This window comes from Metabacillus sp. GQ13, assembly GCF_059758525.1.
The window spans coordinates 23,823-42,251 of sequence record NZ_JCAXET010000017.1; the positions used below are offsets into that span (position 1 = coordinate 23,823).

Sequence of the window (18,429 nt, forward strand, 5' to 3'; positions counted from 1 at the left end):
TTAGTAGCCAAATCCCGAACAACCCCTTACCATAAAAATATACGTTGCCTTTAGGACAACACAAACATAATATAGAAATTAGAGTGAACTACTATAGTTCACTCAAGTTTAGCCTATCTTAACGTAGCGAAAAGCAAAAAGATTCTGTAAAATAGAATTAACTTAAAGGCCATAGACAGACGAAGGGGATTGCGATGACTGCTGCTGTAAAAACAGACCAATTAATGCAAAAGTTAATAATGCTTCACCAATCGATGAAACCAGATGAAGAAAATGCACACAAACTAGTTGAGTTGGGCAACAAATATGCTAATGATAAGCTATTTGTCGCTTTTGCTGGACACTTTTCTGCTGGGAAATCGTCAATGATTAATAAATTATTAAATGAACAAGTACTACCAACAAGCCCAATACCAACAAGTGCAAATTTGGTTTTGTTAGAGAAGGGGCTAGAACAGGTTGCATTAATTTCAAAGGACAAAGAGCGTATAGAACTATCTATTGACTACTCGCTTGAACAAATCAAAGAATATTGTAAACAGGGTGAAGAGATTGAGCGCGTGTATATAAAAAGGCCATATCACAACCTTAATGAAAATGTAGTTATCATGGATACACCTGGAATAGATTCAACAGATGCAGCCCATAAACTTTCAACAGAATCTATGCTCCATATCGCAGATGTTATTTTTTATGTAACAGATTATAATCATGTTCAATCTGAAGAAAATGTTGCTTTTGTAAAGGAAATGAAGGATAAGGATAAAATAATCTTTCTTATTGTTAATCAAATAGATAAACATGTAGAAAGTGAGGTGTCCTTTACAAGCTTTAAAACACAAATTGAAGGAACATTTTCTGAAAGTGGACTGCATTATCAGGACATTTTTTATACAACATTATTTGAAGATGATCATGAGCACAATCAATTGGCTGAGGTTCAGAACATCATTCGCGTCGTTATAAATAATAAAGAAGATTACTTAGAGAAAAATGTAAAAAATTCACTGGAGCAGTTAGTATTAGATCATATAGATAAATATAAAGATCAATCGGGCTTATCTGAATTCACGAAACAAGAAATCCAATCGTCTTTAAACGATTATAGACAAAAATCGAATTCACTACGAAACCAACTGGATGAGAAGCAGAGAAAATTAAAAGATATCTTAACTGAAATCAATGAAAGGGTTTCAGCTATCTTAAAAGGTGCAAATATTATTCCATATGAGACTAGAGAAAAGGTAGCATCATATATAGAAGCAATTGATCCTGCATTTAAAAAAGGTTTCTTATTCTCAAAAACAAAAACGGAGCAAGAAAGAGAGAAGAGAAAAAAAGAGTTATTCGAACAATTAAAGAAGAACGTTGAAACACAAATCACCTGGCATTTTGTTACGTTATTTAATGAATATATTAAGGAATATGAAGTACATGATGACCTACTACTTCAAAAGATACAAACATTTTCAATATTGCTAACAGATCAAATCGTAGAAGAAGCCTATAAACCAGGTGCATCATTTAATGGACAATATATTTTAACGTATTCTTCAGATGTTAGTGAACTAATTAAAAAGATTTGTAAAAATGAAATTATGGCTATTTTCGAGCAGTTCATTAATCTGATTTCAGTCGATATTCGAGATGAAATCAATAAGCTATCCTCCGATTTGGAAACATTAGCAGAAAAGTGCATGTATTATGAAAAAATAATAGCTGAATTTGAACAGCTTGTTTCTTATGAAGCTTCATTATTAAATTTACTCAATAACCAAACGAATGAAAATTATAATAGTGATCAATGGCTTTTAGAAAACCAATTATATACAAACAGGTTAATGAACACAATCGTTGTAGATAAACAATTGGATACTGCGGTAAGGGGAGAAATGATAAATTCAGACTCTCATGTAAAAGAAATCGGTAATAAGGATCAATTTATCAATGAAACTGGAAAAGTTATAAGCCAACTAAAGCAAATGCGTGGTTTTAATCAATTTACAGATTCGTTAGAAAGCAAAGTAAATAGCTATAGAAATCGAGCTTTTACAGTTGCGTTGTTTGGTGCATTTAGTGCAGGTAAATCATCATTTGCAAATGCGTTGATTGGAGAGAAAATTCTCCCGTCTTCTCCAACACCTACAACTGCGACAATTAACAAAATTGCGCCAACTACCAGGGATAAGAAACATGGGTTAGTGGAAGTTAAATTAAAAAGAGAAGACATTCTAATTAATGAAGTAGTAAATAGCTTTTCTTCATTGGAAAATAAAATGTTTACTATAAGTGAGCTTGTTGAAGAATTAAAAAAGATAGAAGTACATGATCAAAATGAAAAGAAATCGCAAAAAAAGTATTGTGAGGCATTAAAAGTATATCTACAGTTAGTAAATAACGGTTTGTTATTATCTACTACAAAAGATAAGCTAGAAGATTTCGTTACGATTGAAGAAAAGGCATGTTTGGTCGAGGAGGTAATTATCTACTTTGATTGCCCTTTAACAAAAGCAGGGATTACCTTAGTGGATACACCTGGGGCAGATTCACTCCACAAAAGACATACAGATGTTGCTTTTCAATATATAAAAAAGGCGGATGCCATTCTTTATGTTACGTATTATAATCATCCCTTTTCAAAAGGTGACAGAGAATTTCTACGTCAATTAGGGCGTGTGAAGGATTCATTTACGCTAGATAAAATGTTTTTTATCATTAATGCAATTGATTTAGCCAAGGATGAACAAGAAGTTAAGCTTGTAAAAGATTATATTAGTGATCAACTAAAAAAGCAGGAAATAAGAAATATCCGATTATATGGTGTTTCAAGCATGGAGATTCTAGCCAATAAAATCGATGCTGAAAGTGAATATATAGAATTCAAGCACCAATTTGATTACTTTATAAAACAAGAATTAACTAATACAATGATTGCTTCCATTAGTGAAGATTTGAAACGATCTAATGAAAGAGTAGAAACACTTATCAATGCTGCAGCAAAAGATGAAGTCGAAAAGGCTGAGATAAAACTGATTTTGATAGAAGAAAGTAAAAACGTAAACAAAGAATTATCAGCCATAACAAAGATTAGATTAGTGAATAATGTAAAAAAAGAAATTGAAGAATTGATCTTTTATGTGAAACAAAGATTAATGTTGCGTTTTTATGAGTTCTTTAAAGAATCATTCCACCCTAGTTTATTTAATCAACAGAATAGTCATAGTCAGGCTTTAGTAGTCTGTTTAAACGATCTATTAGCTTCAATTGAATTTGAGTTAGTCCAAGAGCTCCAAGCCACTACTTTACGCATTGAGGGCTTTATTAAAAAGGTATTAGAGGATGAATATCTTCGAATAACACAGCTTGTAAAAAAGAATTCAAAATCAATTACTCTTTCAAAGCCGAATCATCAAGGGATTCAGACCCCGAATATAACCGTGGATTTTACAATGGAGATGATTTCGTATCTGAAACCTTCGTTGAAGATGTTTAAAAATACGAAATCCTTTTTTGAGAAGAACGAGAAAAAGATGATGAGTGACGATTTACAAAACCGTTTGGATCAACCACTTTCACATACACTCGAACAATATTTGAATGATTTCTTAGTGTATTATGAAGATGTGATTTCTGGTATGCATGCAAATCTTATTAAAATGATTAAACTACAAACTGAAGAAGAATTTGAATCATTGCTTGATATCCAAGCAGAGGATACAAAACATTTAAATCAGGTGCGAAATCAGTTAGAAACAGTCATAAAAATTCTTAATATATGAAATTTTAACTAAACTTGTGATAAAATTATGGGATATGACTAAAAAACCACATGTAAACCTAGGAGGAATAGCATGGATGCTAAAACGTATCAAGTTTGTGCTACCTGTATTCATTTTAAAGCGGTTCGGATAAATAGCAAGTTAACTTATTTATGTGGCCGTTTGAATTATGAAACAAAACCAGATTATTCGTTTCAATGCTGGGATCCTCAGGAACATGTGATTAAGTTAATGAAAAAAAGAGGTGTCTTAAATGAGTAATGTACATGATGCTATATCACAACATAGTAAAAAGCAGCATAATCACATTCAAACATTTTTAAAACTTGAAGCAAAAAGAGAATCTTTAATTGAAGAAGCTATTCAATTATCTATGAACTCATTACCGTTTGAGGTAAATCAAATTAATCAAGTTACAGCTGAAATGAATAATTTAGCTGCCAAGGGTATTGTGCCGACACGTAAAAAGGTGACGAAAGAAATGGTTCAGCAATTTGTTTTAAGAAAGTATGGGGAATAGTCATTTCTGCTCAAAAGCTTAGAAAGCCGGTCCCAGTTTTAACTATAGCTTTAGAATAAGCTTAAAATGTCTTCCAATATATTTTATCAACTTTAATCGTTTTAAACTCTAGAATACGTGGAAAGCTAATCTCGAGTTTAAAACGAAGGGTGTGAATGAAATGGGAAGAACAAAACTTGGCAATGCTAATGCTCAACGAAACAATAATAAAAAGAAAAAGAATGATTTTAATACGGAGTTTGGATCTTATGAACAAAATGAAGCACTAAAAATGAGTAGTGAAAAGAAGAAGTAATCGTAAGTAATTGTTTATAACTCGATGCTGAGTTGAAAGCTCTTAACTAAAGGCTGTTTCCGCAAAGAATGTTGCGCTTTTGTATGGCACTTCTTTGCGTATTTAGCCTTTTTTCGTGCTTTTTCTATAAATGACTCAGCAATATCCTATAAAAGAAGTTACTAATTATACAAACTCCTTTATCTTTTAATTTTGATACATACAAAATTTCGATTTGCAGTTATTAGGAATAATGTTCCGACCGATTTTGTCACTTAATATGTTATGATACTATTAGTATTTTACTTGAAAGGAGACCAACATGAAAAAAGATAACCACTTGTTAATTGTAGATGGAATGGCACTATTGTTTCGTTCTTTCTTTGCAACTTCAGTATATGGGAATTTTATGATAAATAGTAAAGGTACGCCAACAAATGCTGTTACTGGTCTATTAAAACATCTCATATCTGCAATCAATTATAGTAAACCCACTCATGTTGTTTGCTGCTGGGATATGGGAAGTAAAACATACCGAAATGATCTCTATGTAAATTATAAAACAAATCGGCCAGAAGCTCCTGTTGAGCTAATTCCGCAGTTTGAATTAGCAAAAGAAGTTGTAGAAGCGTTGGATATACCCAATTTAGGTGTTAAGGGTTATGAAGCAGATGACTGTATTGGAACGTTAACGAAAAAGTTTGAAAATGACACAAAAATATCAATTTTAACAGGTGATAAGGATATTCTTCAACTTTTAAATGACAATGTAGATGTCCTGATATTTCAAAAGGGAATTGGTAATTACAAACATTATACGAAAGATTCATATTTTGAGGAGTTTCAAATTGCTCCCCATATGTTGATTGACGTAAAGGCTTTAATGGGTGATTCTAGTGATAATTATCCAGGTGTAAAGGGGATCGGAGAAAAAACCGCATACAAACTGATCAATCAGTATAAATCGATTGATGTTCTACTTGAGAATTTAAATGAGTTAACTAAAAGTCAGAAAATGAAAATAGAAAATGATTTAGATATGTTGCATCTTTCAAGACAATTAGCTGAAATTAATTGTCAGGCACCTTTAGAATGTTTAATTGATGATACATGTTTTAAGATAAATGAAGATAGGGCATATGCAATGATCAAGGATCATGAGCTCAGAGGTGTTCAAACTTTAATGGAAAACATAACAACGGTAAGAGAGGCAATTTAGTTGCCTCTCTTTATTATTGAAGAATTTTTAATCGAAGAAGCTATTGTCTATTTAGTGTTTTTTTTCTTAGCGGCATTTTCAAGCTTACTTTTAGGTTCAGTTGAAAATTCAACATCTTCTCCGTGTCCTTGGGGATTGACACTAGGTGCAATTTGCCCACGGTTGTTGCCTCTCTTTTTACTACCCATAAGTTAGTCACCTCCAATGGTATTATGACCATGTTTCCAAGCTAACATGCTTAATCCAAGGCTGTTTTCGTAAAGATTGATTTTTTCCGTACAAAGTACTAATGTACACGTTTTAAGTATATCTTCGTGCTCTTTTCGCTAAATTCCTTTGATAACCCTTTGGACATAGCTTCAATTTGGATCATAAAAATCCAAAAGCCAGTTTTTATTCGTACTAGAGCAACAAACTTTTAGAAAAGAGCCTAATCCAAAGATAATGCTTATTGTTACGGAAGTGTCATAAGAAATACTCATCTTAACCAAAGTTAGGAAAGAGCATATTAAAAAATGATAGATATTTTCGACAACATTCGCTATCATGATCTATATACTAGATTTTATAAGGGTGATATAAATTGGGGAAAACAGAGAAAACTGTAACAGATTATGTCGAATATTTAATAGGTAAAGGTTTTAAATTAGGTGAAGATGCTATTGGATTTATAAAATTCGGTCAGCATTATACAGATACGCACGATAAAATTGTTATCATTGCAATTGAGTATACGCTAAAAATTCAAAAAGAATTTGATGGTTCTTTTTACATTTCCTTATTAGAAATGTTCAGGCAAGAAGAGATAACGGACAGGAACCAAGCAATAAACCATATTGAAAATTTGCATTTTATTTAAGAAGAGAGCCCGGTTAAAATGGACGATGAATTTCTTGTTTAAATTTTATAAAATAGCATTTTTATACTTCTGATACTTGGTATTTCAGTAACGATCATTGCAAGAAAAATTAGTAGGCAGCCAATGATTCCGTTACTGGACAGTTGTTCATCTATGACGATGTAAGCGGTAATAGCAGCAAACACCGGCTCCATAGCAAAGATCATGGCAACTCTAGCAGCAGTTGTAAACTGCTGGTATTTTGTTTGGATAAAAAATGCTGCTGAAGTTGCCAAAATAGATGTGATAGCTAAAGCGATGATAACATCACGATTCATAAAGCTACTAGGTGTAAATGAATGTCTTTCAAAAAAGTAGAAACTTAAAAAACTAAAAAGGGACACTGAACCTAATTGGACGATTGTTAATGGTAAGGCATTAAACTTTTTAGCGAATTTACTAGTAAGAGTAATATGTAATGCAAAGGCAACTGCACAAAAGAAAACGAGCAGATCACCAATATTCATACTTGATACATCACCTATAGTTAAATAATAAAGTCCAATTATTCCAATAAAAGCAGCTAGAAAAATAACTGGTCGAGGTTTGTCTTTTAATAACCATATCGATAATAATGGAACAATCATGACGCTAAGCCCTGTGATAAAACCTGCTTTGGAAGATGTGGTGTAAAGTAAACCAGTAGTTTGAAATGCATAGCCTAAAAACAAAAAGAAACCCAAAAACGAACCTGATAAAAACAAATCAAGCGATAAAATGTTCTTTCCCGACTTCTTCCTAATAAATAATAATAGTAATAATGCTGCAATTAAAAACCTCGTTGCATTAAATAAATGTGGGGGTAAAAATTGGATTGCCTTTTGGACAATGACAAAGGTAGAACCCCAGATAAACGCTACAAATAATAAGCTTCCATCTGCTAGGTATGTTTTTTTCATGTTGTTCACTACTTTCCATCTAATCGTTCTTTACCGCTCTAAGATTGCTTTTCTAGCTAGGGAATCTGCGACTTTATTTTCTTTACTCGGGATCCACTTAATAAAAAAAAGATCAAACTGCTTTGTTAATAGCAAAACGCGTTCTAAAAGAGGAGAGTAAGTAGCATTCTTAACAAATTGTTTTTCTATTGCACGTTCAACTAATTGTGAATCAGTTCGAAATGATACAATTTGATATCCATGTTCGATACAAATCTCTAACCCCTTAATGAGAGCATGGTATTCGGCTTCATGGTTTGACATAATTCCTAGTGGAAATGAATATTGTTTAGCATTTCCATTCCCTTTAATAAAGACGCCTGCACCAGATTTTCCTGGGTCACCTGCACTTGCTCCATCTACATAGACTTCAATCATCACACAGAACCCCCAAATGATTGTAAATTGTTTTATAATCAACGAAACGGTGTTAAAATAAAAAGCATTAGATTTTAAATGATGCCCTTTTAATGATTGGGCAATCTAATTATAGGTAACTCGAATACGATCATAGCATAATGATAACATTAATAAGTATAAATGATTTACAGATTTTCTTCATTTTATAGGCCGTTTCTAAATTGATTCATTTCTGGAACACTATTGCATTTAATTCTATAATAATTAATTCATACTACTATCATTAAAGACATACATTAAGACTTTTTTGTGCATAGGTTGTTATTTTCGGTTTTCGAAAAAAGCACTACTGCTCTCTCACTAGATTAATTAATTAGCCATCTTTCCATTTTCGATAGTGAGCGAAATGTTATTGGAAAGGGTCTGTATCACAAATAGAAGCGAAATATTTTAATGGCATAATAATAAAAAACAGTCTAATAAAACATTCGGGAGTGAAGTATATTTGAAATATAGAATAGAATGGACCTATCAAACAAAGAAAAAAAACCAGACGATTGTAACAACAGATTTTCTTCCTTTAAATGAAACGATCCTATTTGCAGAGGATTTTATCCAAACTGGTAGGGTTAAACAAATCTATATTACTTCAGAAGATGACCAATCTTGGACATTAAAGGATTTAAAACGCTTAAAAGACATCGTTAAGCATGAACCGCATGATGTCGTTGCATATTTTGATGGTGGCTATCAAAAAGAGACAAAGCTTGCTGGGTTTGGAGTTGTCGTCTATTTTACACAGGATGGCAAACAGTATCGAATTAGAATGAATGAGAGTGCAGAGGCTTTAACTTCTAATAATGAAGCAGAATATGCAGCATTTTCATTTCTGGTTACTGTACTAGAAGAGTATGGAATTAATAAACAGAAAATATTATTTAGAGGTGATTCACAAGTAGTTATTAACCAGTTAGCTGGGGAATGGCCGTGTTACGAAGAAGAATTCATAATCTGGCTAGACAGAATTGATGCCAAATTGAAAAAACTTATTATTACTGCTCAATATGAAGCCATTTCTAGAAAAGAAAATAATGAAGCTGATAAGCTTGCGACTCAAGCTTTAAATGGAATTGAGATAAGAAGTAAAATGAAATTGAATGAGGAAGTTGACGAGAATGCGTAAAAAACAAACCTTGCAAGAACTGAGTGAAATATTGGATACATATTGTGTTGATTGTTTATTAAAGAAACATTTTCGTGAAGAATATGGTAAACGATATGCCCACTCCTTTTGTATTAACCAATGTACAGTAGGACAAAAGATTAAAGAAGTAGGGACGAAATTATCATAATTATCTTCGTTTTCAAACTAAGATTGAGAAAACTGTAGAATATAGGAAAAAGAAGCTTGGAAACATCCTAAGCTTCTTTTTGCTGTGGAATATTATAGGTATTGTAGTTTCTAGTTCTTAGCTTCTGATAATTGATGTTCACATTGTTCAAGGAGTTGCTGCTGAGTTGATAAAAATTCTTTATCTACTCCTGTTTTTGTCGAACGACTCATTAAATTCTGTGCGTCACGTACTGCATTTTCTGCATCATGGATTGCTTCAGGATCAAGCTGCATCGTAGCTGAACCAACCATCTTTTGCGCAGCTTTAACTGACATTTCAATTTGATTTATTTCATTCATTCCGCTAATTAATCCAGTGTGGTTAATTTGATCCATAGCTAACACCTCCAAGCTATATTATTTGTATTTTCGTTAAAATATATTCGTTAAAAAAAACAATCGAAATTTATATATCGTAAAGCGAATTGACGTGTTAAAATGAAGAAGGAGTAAACTATGTAAAAATATAGCACAATTATGTAACCATTTAACTAATTTTTCGCCAAATATACACGGAAAGGAGTGGGATATCAGTATGGTGAATGAGACCTTAGATTCATCAATTAAGGATGCTTTCTCAGAAGTATACCGAGATCTGGATAAATTAGTCTTTATAGCGAACAACGCAAACATCTTTAATCAACATGAAGTCAGTAGAATAGAGAAGAGTATTAAACAAAATGTGAAGGCTATTGAGTATATTTTAATAAGTAAACAACTAGGTTCAACTCGCTAGTAAAAATTCGATAGAATAATAGAACATAGATCGGGGATTTTTTAATCAGCTAAATATGAAAAACCAACAAAAGGGGGAGTGTGAACTCCGCCTCTTGTTGGTTCTAGTATTCTTTTGATCTAGTGTTTATGTTTAAATTGTAAGTTTAAATGAATGATTATAGCTTTGTAACGTTAGCAGCTTGTGGTCCGCGGTTACCTTCAACGATTTCAAAAGATACTTCTTGTCCTTCTTCTAAGGATTTGTACCCATCACCTTCAATTGCTGTGAAATGTACGAATACATCATCTCCGCCTTCAACTTCAATAAACCCGAATCCTTTTTCGTTGTTAAACCATTTTACTTTACCGTTTTGCATAGTACTTAATCCTCCTAATACTGTAGCACAGGTGGTGCTATAAAAATTTTATCACTAATGAATATACTATGTAAGAACATCTAAATAAAGCGCTATCATATATATTCAAGCTAATGATGTTTTTACTATACAACAGATTTATTATACCCGTCAAGGTTAAGAAGTAAATTTTAACAAAAGTTTCAGAATCTTTCTATTCTATAAATTAACAATGTAAATAGTCTTAATAATCCTAGCATATAATGGAGAAAAAGCTAGAGGAGGATTATTGTTTATGAGAACATTCGATGTTTTTGGGGAACCCATTATCGTGACAAATAGTCGAAGAATTGATAATTGCTGCTTTGAACGAGCTAGTGATTGTATAGTAAGGTTCGGAAAGAGCATTCTAAACGTAAGGAAAGGTTCCATCCTTATTCTTCAGGATAAAGAGTTAAATACAATCGTGATTGAACGTAAGCATACAGATACATTTACTTTACATGTGAAATATGAAATAAAATCGCAAAATGTATTTCAAATTAGTTAACAAATTGTTCCCTTTTCACAAAAAAAGTTTATAATAATGGTAGTAACAAAAGTAGCTTTTTTAATCCAACTACTAGAGATGAAGAAAAAAGATACATAATTATTCATCATCATTTAAAAAATCTGGATAGCTACATTAGTAAATGGAGGGAGAATGTAAATATGGTAGAGAAAACGTTTACAATCACAAATGAAGCTGGGTTACACGCTAGACCTGCAACTGCATTAGTAAATGCCGTTAATTCATTCACATCGGATGTAAATCTTGAGGCCAATGGTAGAAGTGTTAATTTAAAATCTATCATGGGTGTTATGTCATTAGGGATATCAAAAGGGGCAAAAATTAAGATTACAGCTGAAGGTAATGATGAAGCTGCTGCATTAGATGCTGTTGAAAGAGCAATGACAACTGAAGGATTAGGTGAATAATATAGCAATAAAAAACAGCCACTTATTTTAAGTGGCTGTTTTCAATTTATATTGCAATAAAAGGAAACGGAATTATAGAATATGATGTTTACTCATCGGTTGACTTAGTCCTTTGGTCTTTATTTCGCTTATTGCCTTTACTGTTATCACCTGACATTTGATCTTGAGCAAATTCCATTTGATATTTTCCATCTTGAGGTGAATTTTGATTTTTACTACCCTTGTTATATTTCTTAGTCATAATATCCTCCTAAAGTTTTGTCACTTTATTTAAAAATGCAAAGAGAAATCATTGCTAGTCATTATATCGTTCCAAGATGTCCGTCTACTCATGCATATAAATTTAAAAATTAGGTGGAAGAACCTGTACTTCCACTAAAAAATCGTTATAGAAGGGATAAAGTAATGAAATTAAATGACTGGCAAATGGAAGCGATGAAACAATGGGATGAGAAAGCACAATATTGGAAAGAACATTCAAAAGAAATGTGGGAAACAGGTAGTAGAAGCTTAATCATTCCCTTTTTTACGAATTTTGTTCATTCTCCAGCAAAAGTTGCAGATATAGGCTGTGGAGATGGCTACGGTTCTTATAAGTTGTATAAAGAAGGGTTTGATGTAAGCGGTATAGATATCTCATCAGGTATGATTAATATAGCAAAAGGACGGGAAACAGAACGTCTAAGTTTCAATCAAGCGTCTATTACGAACATGCCTTTTGAAGCAGATGAATTCGATGCAATTATATCAATTAATTGCATCGAGTGGACAGAGGATCCTCTAGAATCCTTAAACCATTTACAATTGATAGTAAAGTCAAGGGGGTTTTTATGTATTGGGATTTTAGGTCCTACTGCACACCTACGAAATAAGAGTTTTCGACGATTATATGGGGAAAAGGCGATTTGCCATACGATAATGCCGTGGGAATTTGAACACCTTGCGATTGAAAATGGTTGGAAAACAATTGATGGATTCGGTGTTTATAAAAAAAGGAGTAACTGATCATCACATAGGATCGTTATCCATGGAATTAAAGCAGGCTCTTTCGTTTATGTGGGTATTTTTATTTGAAAAAACGGTATAAATTGCAAACAAGATGATCAGACCAAAAGAATATGTGCCCTTGGTTTGCCCTGATAAACACCTTAGGACCTCGGAAAAAAAGGGTTTAATTTTCCCAAAAGGGTACGTATTAGGCGATTGAGCTGGATGTTTACATTTATCCATAGTACAATTTCCTAGAAAACAAAAAAGTCTGTCCACTAATGGTGAACAAAACTTTTTTGGCTAAGTTATTTTTAAATATTAACACAATAAAATGAGGTCAAGATAGTTGAATTTTCATGTTGAAGTAAAGTTAATTTAACTTAGTCGATATTAATAATTTACGGAACCAGCCATCATATGTTTATCCTTTATAAAGGTAGCTTCTTTAATCATATCTTCTAATATTAAATCAGCTGAATTGTATATATGGAGCTGTTTTATATTTTCCTTCATATGTTGTAATCGGTTGTCATCAGCGAGTAATGTAGCGACTTGCTCGTAAATATCCTCGATTTGATTTACTATGATAGCTGCGTTATTTTCCTCAAAGAAGTAGGCGTTTTCCTTTTCTTGGCCTGGAACAGGTTTAAATAAAATAACAGGTACACCGATTGCTGTAGCCTCTGTTAATGTAATACCTCCAGGTTTTGTGATCATGCATGATGTTATTCGGTAAAGTTCGTCAACCCTTTCTACATATCCTAACACGTTAAGTTGCTCTGGATATTCATTTGCAAGTGGATCGAGACTATCTTTTAATAGTGTATTATTACCACAGACAACGATCGTTTGAATATCATTTCGCTTAGAAATAAAAGATTGACATAATTCTTTCACATTCTTTAAAACCCCATGAGCACCAGCCATAATTAATAGTGTTTTCTTCGAAGGGTCCAGATTATATTTTTTATATATGTTACTGTGGTTGATACCTTCCTCAAATTGTGACCGTATTGGAATGCCTGTTACTTTAACGGTACTAGGGTGTATTCCAAGTTGAATTAACTTCTCCTTAACATGACTTGTTGCAACATAGTATTTATCGATATTTTCATGTACCCAAATTCTGTGTAAGCAAAAATCAGTGAGTACATTGAAAGTAGGTATCACTGTTCCTGTTTTTCTTCTATATTCAGGAACTACAATCATTGGGAAGGTATTAATAATAATATCAGGTTGTTCACTCTTTACAATCTGGTGTAATCGTTTATGTCCCATTTTAAAGTAAAGATTCATCATGCGTTTATTATAAATTTTATCTACCCCATAATAAAATAGTCGATAGAACTGTTTGCCAATTGAAAAGCTCTTTAAATATAAATACTGAGTAATCTCTGAAAAGACTGGAAAAGATTCTGAATAAAGATTACATACGACAACTTTTTCAAACCCAAATTCCTTACATTTACTTTCCAATGTTTTAGCTACTTGGACATGGCCATTTCCATATTTAGCTGTTAAAATTAATACCTTTGATTTGCTTTTCAACATTTTCACCTCAATCTAATCGAAACAAACTTACAAGTTAACAATTATAATTTAGACTTACGTTAAGATCTGAATTGTCTTAAAGATTACCATATAAATGTGACTTTTTTATAAAGCAATTATTAAGTATTTCTTAAGATGATAAAAATTGAATGACCTTCCACTTAAGAATTGGATTCTACGTTGATTTCATAATCTTTATTTAAGGTATGACTTTTTACAAAAAGATTCTTTCAATCCCAAACATACGGTGTTTCTTGGTATACATAATAATTTAGCCAGTTAACAAAAAGAAGGTTTGCGTGTGATCTCCATGAATGGATAGGCTTTTTGTCAGGATCATTGTCTTCAAAATAATTTTGAGGAATATCAATTTTTAACCCTTTGGCAATGTCTCTTTCGTATTCATCTTTTAGGGAGGTCCTCTCGTATTCAGGATGACCCGTAAGGAAAATATGCTTACCATCCTTTGACATGACTAGACAGACACCAGCTTCTTTTGAATAAGAAAGAATTTGAAGTTCTGAAACTGAATCAATTGCTTCTTTTGAAACATCGGTATGTCGTGAATGAGGAACATAATATTGATCATCAAAGCCTCTTAATAATTTTACAGTTGGATTGATGATTTCATGCTTAAAGATTCCAAAGCATTTATTTTCCAATTGATATTTATTTACGCCATAGTGATGGAAAAGTCCTGCTTGTGCTCCCCAACAAATATGTAAAGTTGAGGTAACATTTGTTTTTGTCCAATTCATAATTGTTTTTAATTCAGACCAATAAGAAACATCTACAAATTCTAAATGTTCAATGGGAGCCCCAGTAATGATCATTCCATCAAATTTCTTATGCTGAATGTGTTGAAAGGTCGTATAAAATTCTTTTAAATGCCAAGCAGCTGTTGTTTTAGATGTATGCGTCTCAGGCCGTAAAAATGTAATATTTAATTGAAGAGGTGAATTTCCCAACAAGCGTAATAATTGAGTTTCAGTTTTTTCCTTTTCTGGCATGATATTTAATATTAGGATGTTCAAAGGTCGAATGTCCTGGGAATATGCTCGTTTTTCATCCATTATAAAAATATTTTCTTGTTCTAATATTTCTTTTGCAGGTAAATGACTTGGTATATTAATCGGCAAAAAAAGCACCTCCGTAGTTAATCTAATTATAGGTCTTCAAAGTTATAAATGAAAATAATGTGTAATTACTTATTAGTACTGACTCTTTATTATAGAAAGTTTTGAAAAATTATTCAATTCGAACTTTCATTTAATTTCAATTTATTGGTTAGAATGTCATTTTTAGTTGCTCCTTAGGAATAACTTTATCATACTACATGGTAAAATATTCTATGAAAAAGTTGCTTTTGGAAATTTGTAACCCATTGAAGGGAAGAGATTTTTTTAAAAAAGTGAAATGATATTTTTTATCAAATAGCACTTGAAATAATTGATTTTATAAAGGGGGAAAGCAAATGTTTGATCCAACCGTGTTTGATAATTTGAAGGTAATTACTGAAGGGTATATTTATGATTTAGACATGGAGAATAAGATTGTTATTACAGATCGAAGTGACATCATAGATTTAGCTATCATGTCTAGAAGATATACGGTTACTTTTGCACTGAATGAGAACAAGCCTCAATCTGCAATGATAAGTATCGAAATGAATCATAATCAGATTGCAGGGGAGTTATTGCATAAAATAAAAAAACCAGGATGTAACTTGAAAGTTACATTTCAAGAAGAAGTGCAAATTCAGGGGTATGATGAACTACTTTTGAAAAAGCTACACAAAACCTGGGAAGGGAATGTGATAAAGCTTTTTGTAACCAAAGAAATGACTTCGAATATGGATCTTTTTCATAATTGTTATCAAGTAGAATTTCTATCTGTATATGGAGAAGATCAAATAGAAGACCTGTTACATATTGTAGACGATACTATTTCTTTATTGAGAATAATGACAAAAAATTAGCTATCGTTATACCTATTATTAGTAAATAGATGGAATGTGGAAGGAAAAAAATTAGTATTCTAGTGTGAATTTTTACAGAAAAATCCATTATTAAGATTCTTCTATGCGATTAAAAATCCAAATCCGGGTTATTGAATCAAAAGGTATTGAATTTGATTAGGTGATATAGCAGTAACTGCGTAGATATGATACCCGATACTGAGTAGCTGGGATAAAGTTTCTGCACAGTTTCGGCTAACGGTTTCCATCGGTGCATGATTGCTTTTATAAAGGTTCTCTAAATAATTAGTCATTGTACAATGCAGTAAAATAACATGTTTTCCTGTCCAAGCTTGACCAATTACTGGATAATGATTCATGTAGTTTATCATCATGACACTCCCCTATGAGTTTTAATGAGATAGTATATGATAAAACGGTATAGTTTTTGCCGAATATCTGTAAATTAATTGGAACTCTGTGTATACAGAATTGTATTTATAAATAGTTAGTAGGTGTGAATTTTGCATAGGAAACAAATAAGAGAAGTTGAACAATATGTATATGAAATGTTACAAGAAGAGGGAAGTGGTCATGATTGGTGGCATATTGAACGAGTCCGCAAAAACGCTATACATATAGCAATGGCTGAAAACGCAGACTGCTTTGTTGTTGAACTAGCTTCGTTACTACATGATCTAATTGATGACAAGCTTACTGATACTATAAAAATATCTGAAAAGCAGGTAGAGGACTATTTGATGGAATTGGGTGTAGATAGAAATACTTCAGTTGAAGTAATGAATTGTATTAAACTGATAAGTTATCGAAAAAAAATACCAAAGGATGAGTTATCACTCGAAGCAAAAGTTGTTCAAGATGCAGATCGGTTAGATGCGATTGGAGCAATCGGAATAGCAAGAACATTTACCTATGCAGGGTCTGAAGGAAATCTTATCTACAATCCTAACGGTGAGTCAGAGACCGATGCAATTAGCCATTTTTATGATAAATTACTAAATTTAAAGAACCTAATGAACACGAAAACAGGTAAAAATTTAGCTGAAGAAAGGCATCAGTTTCTCCAAATATACTTAGAACAATTTTATAAGGAGTGGGATTCTGTTAACTAAATCGTTTATACTTTGATTTGATTAATTCCCATACAGTTGCTGTTTAGAGAAAATCCTCTAAAACAAGAGACTATTAATTTATTTTGCCTTACCAGCACAAACGTTACTTTAGAAAAGAAAATAAATTACTTTGAGTGTGTCCGATCTGAATGCTATCAATAGCGCTTAGTAAAGAGGCTATGCTACAATATTATTACGAGTTAAAAGAAGGAGTGCTCACAGTGAAGATAAAATCGATTGAACCAACTCCTAGCCCAAATACAATGAAGGTGCTACTAACAGAAGAATTACCATCTGGAAAGAGCAATAATTATAAAAAAGAACAGGTTGATGAAGCACCTGATATGATTGGGAATATATTAAAGATAGATGGAGTTAAAGGTGTTTATCATGTAGCGGATTTTTTAGCAGTAGAACGTAATGCGAAATATGATTGGAAAGACATACTAGCACAAGTACGTCAGGCTTTTGGAGAAAATGTAGATGAAGAAAATCAGAACATTGAACTGCAAGAAGACGGATTTGGAGAAGTGAAAGTATTTGTTCAAATGTTTAATAATATTCCAATGCAACTAAAACTAACAGACGGAATAACAGAGGAGCGCTTTGGATTACCAGATCGCTTTAAAGAAGCTGTTTTAACTGCACAACAATCAAATGAAAATGTTGTTTTAGACCGTCAATGGAAAGAACATGGAGTTAGATATGGCGACCTTACTGATATTGGAATGGAAGTTATTGAAGAATTAAGTGCAGCTTATTCAAAGGAACGGTTAGCAAAACTAGTAAAGGCAGCAAAAGAGGGTGAACATAAAGCTATTTCACCCGTTAGAAAATCGTATAAAGTAACGTTAGAGATGTTAGACGATTTAAATTGGTCTTCCCGATTTGCTCATCTGGATCAAATGGATCCTAAGGAAGAAGATCTTCCTGTTTTAGAGAAAGCATTAAATGATGAAAAGCCTTCAATAAGAAGATTAGCAACCGTTTATTTAGGGATGATCGAAAAAGATGAGGTATTACCCTTGTTATATAAAGCGTTAAAAGATAAGACGGTTACTGTTAGAAGAACAGCGGGAGATTGTTTGTCTGATATAGGGAATCCAGACGCAATACCACAAATGGTTGATGCACTAAATGATAAGAATAAACTAGTAAGATGGAGAGCAGCTATGTTCTTATTTGAAGTTGGTGACCAAACAGCATTAAAATCCTTAAAAGTGGCAGAAAATGACCCTGAATTTGAAGTTAGTATGCAAGTGAAAATGGCAATTGAACGAATCGCGGGTGGAAAAGAAGCCAAGGGGTCCGTATGGAAGCAAATGACCGAAAGTAGAAAGAGCTAAGATAGGTCGTTAGGAACCAA

Annotated in this window: 23 protein-coding genes and 1 pseudogene; 15 read left to right on the plus strand and 9 right to left on the minus strand. The window is 32.5% G+C overall.

The features are described from left to right. The first annotated feature begins 194 nt into the window (after window positions 1-194). The 5 genes from AC6CHR_RS19285 to AC6CHR_RS19305 all read left to right on the plus strand — a co-directional run bounded on the left by AC6CHR_RS19285 (window position 195) and on the right by AC6CHR_RS19305 (window position 5,792). On the plus strand, window positions 195-3,779 hold the full coding sequence (locus tag AC6CHR_RS19285) for a dynamin family protein (RefSeq protein WP_498250644.1): 3,585 nt from the start codon (window positions 195-197) through the stop codon (window positions 3,777-3,779). A 72-nt stretch (window positions 3,780-3,851) separates the two neighbouring features. Continuing rightward, the gene (locus AC6CHR_RS19290; RefSeq protein ID WP_498250645.1) at window positions 3,852-4,040 is read left to right on the plus strand and encodes a hypothetical protein; all 189 of its coding nucleotides are present in this window, start codon (window positions 3,852-3,854) and stop codon (window positions 4,038-4,040) included. Then, the gene (locus AC6CHR_RS19295) at window positions 4,033-4,299 is read left to right on the plus strand and encodes a DUF2533 family protein (protein WP_498250646.1); all 267 of its coding nucleotides are present in this window, start codon (window positions 4,033-4,035) and stop codon (window positions 4,297-4,299) included. Before AC6CHR_RS19290 ends, AC6CHR_RS19295 begins: the two co-directional genes overlap by 8 nt. 160 nt (window positions 4,300-4,459) lie before the next feature. Then, a complete protein-coding gene (ypzF, locus tag AC6CHR_RS19300) occupies window positions 4,460-4,594 on the plus strand; it encodes a protein YpzF (protein ID WP_498250647.1) in 135 nt (44 codons plus the stop codon). A 301-nt stretch (window positions 4,595-4,895) separates the two neighbouring features. Continuing rightward, window positions 4,896-5,792, plus strand: a complete 897-nt coding sequence (locus AC6CHR_RS19305; protein ID WP_498250648.1) for a 5'-3' exonuclease — start codon at window positions 4,896-4,898, stop codon at window positions 5,790-5,792. Window positions 5,793-5,839: 47 nt separating this feature from the next. On the opposite strand, the gene sspL is transcribed toward AC6CHR_RS19305, so the two are convergent. Continuing rightward, on the minus strand, window positions 5,840-5,980 hold the full coding sequence (sspL, locus tag AC6CHR_RS19310) for a small, acid-soluble spore protein L (RefSeq protein WP_498250649.1): 141 nt from the start codon (window positions 5,978-5,980) through the stop codon (window positions 5,840-5,842). Window positions 5,981-6,375: 395 nt separating this feature from the next. Between sspL and AC6CHR_RS19315 the strand changes: the two genes are divergently transcribed. Beyond that, on the plus strand, window positions 6,376-6,651 hold the full coding sequence (locus AC6CHR_RS19315; RefSeq protein ID WP_498250650.1) for a DUF6123 family protein: 276 nt from the start codon (window positions 6,376-6,378) through the stop codon (window positions 6,649-6,651). A 38-nt stretch (window positions 6,652-6,689) separates the two neighbouring features. Here AC6CHR_RS19315 and AC6CHR_RS19320 read toward each other — a convergent pair whose 3' ends face one another. Continuing rightward, the gene (locus tag AC6CHR_RS19320; RefSeq protein ID WP_498250651.1) at window positions 6,690-7,589 is read right to left on the minus strand and encodes a DMT family transporter; all 900 of its coding nucleotides are present in this window, start codon (window positions 7,587-7,589) and stop codon (window positions 6,690-6,692) included. 30 nt (window positions 7,590-7,619) lie between these two features. After that, on the minus strand, window positions 7,620-8,006 hold the full coding sequence (locus tag AC6CHR_RS19325) for a reverse transcriptase-like protein (protein ID WP_498250652.1): 387 nt from the start codon (window positions 8,004-8,006) through the stop codon (window positions 7,620-7,622). A gap of 487 nt (window positions 8,007-8,493) precedes the next feature. Here AC6CHR_RS19325 and AC6CHR_RS19330 point away from each other — a divergent pair, with 487 nt between their 5' ends. Together AC6CHR_RS19330 and AC6CHR_RS19335 are read left to right on the plus strand one after the other, a co-directional pair. Further along, entirely contained in the window at window positions 8,494-9,171 is a 678-nt protein-coding gene (locus tag AC6CHR_RS19330) for a reverse transcriptase-like protein (RefSeq protein WP_498250653.1), read from the plus strand. Then, complete coding sequence (locus AC6CHR_RS19335) at window positions 9,164-9,340, plus strand: zinc-finger domain-containing protein (RefSeq protein ID WP_498250654.1); 177 nt, start codon at window positions 9,164-9,166, stop codon at window positions 9,338-9,340. Before AC6CHR_RS19330 ends, AC6CHR_RS19335 begins: the two co-directional genes overlap by 8 nt. Window positions 9,341-9,450: 110 nt before the next feature. Here the strand turns inward: AC6CHR_RS19335 and AC6CHR_RS19340 are convergent, their stop codons facing one another. Further along, complete coding sequence (locus AC6CHR_RS19340; RefSeq protein WP_498250655.1) at window positions 9,451-9,717, minus strand: DUF2564 family protein; 267 nt, start codon at window positions 9,715-9,717, stop codon at window positions 9,451-9,453. 199 nt (window positions 9,718-9,916) lie between these two features. Here AC6CHR_RS19340 and AC6CHR_RS19345 point away from each other — a divergent pair, with 199 nt between their 5' ends. Further along, window positions 9,917-10,117 carry a hypothetical protein gene (locus AC6CHR_RS19345; protein ID WP_498250656.1) on the plus strand — a complete coding sequence of 67 codons (201 nt, stop codon included), beginning with the start codon at window positions 9,917-9,919 and terminating at the stop codon, window positions 10,115-10,117. 157 nt (window positions 10,118-10,274) lie between these two features. Here the strand turns inward: AC6CHR_RS19345 and cspD are convergent, their stop codons facing one another. Beyond that, window positions 10,275-10,475 carry a cold-shock protein CspD gene (gene cspD / locus AC6CHR_RS19350; RefSeq protein ID WP_024422747.1) on the minus strand — a complete coding sequence of 67 codons (201 nt, stop codon included), beginning with the start codon at window positions 10,473-10,475 and terminating at the stop codon, window positions 10,275-10,277. A 274-nt stretch (window positions 10,476-10,749) separates the two neighbouring features. Here cspD and AC6CHR_RS19355 point away from each other — a divergent pair, with 274 nt between their 5' ends. Next, entirely contained in the window at window positions 10,750-11,004 is a 255-nt protein-coding gene (locus AC6CHR_RS19355; RefSeq protein WP_498250657.1) for a hypothetical protein, read from the plus strand. A gap of 161 nt (window positions 11,005-11,165) precedes the next feature. Continuing rightward, window positions 11,166-11,432, plus strand: coding sequence for a phosphocarrier protein HPr (locus AC6CHR_RS19360; RefSeq protein WP_498250658.1), 267 nt, complete (start codon window positions 11,166-11,168; stop codon window positions 11,430-11,432). An 88-nt stretch (window positions 11,433-11,520) separates the two neighbouring features. Here AC6CHR_RS19360 and AC6CHR_RS19365 read toward each other — a convergent pair whose 3' ends face one another. Beyond that, the gene (locus AC6CHR_RS19365) at window positions 11,521-11,673 is read right to left on the minus strand and encodes a hypothetical protein (RefSeq protein WP_498250659.1); all 153 of its coding nucleotides are present in this window, start codon (window positions 11,671-11,673) and stop codon (window positions 11,521-11,523) included. Between the two features lie 164 nt (window positions 11,674-11,837). Here AC6CHR_RS19365 and AC6CHR_RS19370 point away from each other — a divergent pair. Beyond that, a pseudogene (locus AC6CHR_RS19370) lies at window positions 11,838-12,519 on the plus strand (class I SAM-dependent methyltransferase). A 293-nt stretch (window positions 12,520-12,812) separates the two neighbouring features. Here AC6CHR_RS19370 and AC6CHR_RS19375 read toward each other — a convergent pair. Together AC6CHR_RS19375 and metA are read right to left on the minus strand one after the other, a co-directional pair. Then, on the minus strand, window positions 12,813-13,970 hold the full coding sequence (locus AC6CHR_RS19375) for a diglucosyl diacylglycerol synthase (protein ID WP_498250661.1): 1,158 nt from the start codon (window positions 13,968-13,970) through the stop codon (window positions 12,813-12,815). Window positions 13,971-14,203: 233 nt separating this feature from the next. Next, on the minus strand, window positions 14,204-15,112 hold the full coding sequence (metA, locus tag AC6CHR_RS19380; protein WP_498250662.1) for a homoserine O-acetyltransferase MetA: 909 nt from the start codon (window positions 15,110-15,112) through the stop codon (window positions 14,204-14,206). Between the two features lie 335 nt (window positions 15,113-15,447). On the opposite strand from metA, the gene AC6CHR_RS19385 reads away from it, so the two are divergent. Then, window positions 15,448-15,951 (plus strand): hypothetical protein, encoded by a 504-nt coding sequence (locus AC6CHR_RS19385; RefSeq protein ID WP_498250663.1) that lies wholly within the window; start codon window positions 15,448-15,450, stop codon window positions 15,949-15,951. Window positions 15,952-16,079: 128 nt separating this feature from the next. On the opposite strand, the gene AC6CHR_RS19390 is transcribed toward AC6CHR_RS19385, so the two are convergent. Next, a complete protein-coding gene (locus AC6CHR_RS19390; RefSeq protein WP_498250664.1) occupies window positions 16,080-16,322 on the minus strand; it encodes a hypothetical protein in 243 nt (80 codons plus the stop codon). A 177-nt stretch (window positions 16,323-16,499) separates the two neighbouring features. Here AC6CHR_RS19390 and AC6CHR_RS19395 point away from each other — a divergent pair, with 177 nt between their 5' ends. Together AC6CHR_RS19395 and AC6CHR_RS19400 are read left to right on the plus strand one after the other, a co-directional pair. Continuing rightward, on the plus strand, window positions 16,500-17,063 hold the full coding sequence (locus tag AC6CHR_RS19395; RefSeq protein ID WP_498250665.1) for an HD domain-containing protein: 564 nt from the start codon (window positions 16,500-16,502) through the stop codon (window positions 17,061-17,063). A 221-nt stretch (window positions 17,064-17,284) separates the two neighbouring features. Then, a complete protein-coding gene (locus AC6CHR_RS19400) occupies window positions 17,285-18,409 on the plus strand; it encodes a conserved virulence factor C family protein (protein WP_498250666.1) in 1,125 nt (374 codons plus the stop codon). The last annotated feature ends 20 nt before the right edge of the window (window positions 18,410-18,429 follow it).

Coding starts and splice junctions, on each gene's coding strand:
- AC6CHR_RS19285 (WP_498250644.1), top strand. CDS start 195: ATGACTGCTGCTGTAAAAACAGACCAATTAATGCAAAAGTTAATAATG.
- AC6CHR_RS19290 (WP_498250645.1), top strand. CDS start 3,852: ATGGATGCTAAAACGTATCAAGTTTGTGCTACCTGTATTCATTTTAAA.
- AC6CHR_RS19295 (WP_498250646.1), top strand. CDS start 4,033: ATGAGTAATGTACATGATGCTATATCACAACATAGTAAAAAGCAGCAT.
- ypzF (WP_498250647.1), top strand. CDS start 4,460: ATGGGAAGAACAAAACTTGGCAATGCTAATGCTCAACGAAACAATAAT.
- AC6CHR_RS19305 (WP_498250648.1), top strand. CDS start 4,896: ATGAAAAAAGATAACCACTTGTTAATTGTAGATGGAATGGCACTATTG.
- sspL (WP_498250649.1), bottom strand. CDS start 5,980: ATGGGTAGTAAAAAGAGAGGCAACAACCGTGGGCAAATTGCACCTAGT.
- AC6CHR_RS19320 (WP_498250651.1), bottom strand. CDS start 7,589: ATGAAAAAAACATACCTAGCAGATGGAAGCTTATTATTTGTAGCGTTT.
- AC6CHR_RS19325 (WP_498250652.1), bottom strand. CDS start 8,006: ATGATTGAAGTCTATGTAGATGGAGCAAGTGCAGGTGACCCAGGAAAA.
- AC6CHR_RS19335 (WP_498250654.1), top strand. CDS start 9,164: ATGCGTAAAAAACAAACCTTGCAAGAACTGAGTGAAATATTGGATACA.
- AC6CHR_RS19340 (WP_498250655.1), bottom strand. CDS start 9,717: ATGGATCAAATTAACCACACTGGATTAATTAGCGGAATGAATGAAATA.
- AC6CHR_RS19345 (WP_498250656.1), top strand. CDS start 9,917: ATGGTGAATGAGACCTTAGATTCATCAATTAAGGATGCTTTCTCAGAA.
- cspD (WP_024422747.1), bottom strand. CDS start 10,475: ATGCAAAACGGTAAAGTAAAATGGTTTAACAACGAAAAAGGATTCGGG.
- AC6CHR_RS19355 (WP_498250657.1), top strand. CDS start 10,750: ATGAGAACATTCGATGTTTTTGGGGAACCCATTATCGTGACAAATAGT.
- AC6CHR_RS19360 (WP_498250658.1), top strand. CDS start 11,166: ATGGTAGAGAAAACGTTTACAATCACAAATGAAGCTGGGTTACACGCT.
- AC6CHR_RS19365 (WP_498250659.1), bottom strand. CDS start 11,673: ATGACTAAGAAATATAACAAGGGTAGTAAAAATCAAAATTCACCTCAA.
- AC6CHR_RS19385 (WP_498250663.1), top strand. CDS start 15,448: ATGTTTGATCCAACCGTGTTTGATAATTTGAAGGTAATTACTGAAGGG.
- AC6CHR_RS19390 (WP_498250664.1), bottom strand. CDS start 16,322: ATGATAAACTACATGAATCATTATCCAGTAATTGGTCAAGCTTGGACA.
- AC6CHR_RS19395 (WP_498250665.1), top strand. CDS start 16,500: ATGTTACAAGAAGAGGGAAGTGGTCATGATTGGTGGCATATTGAACGA.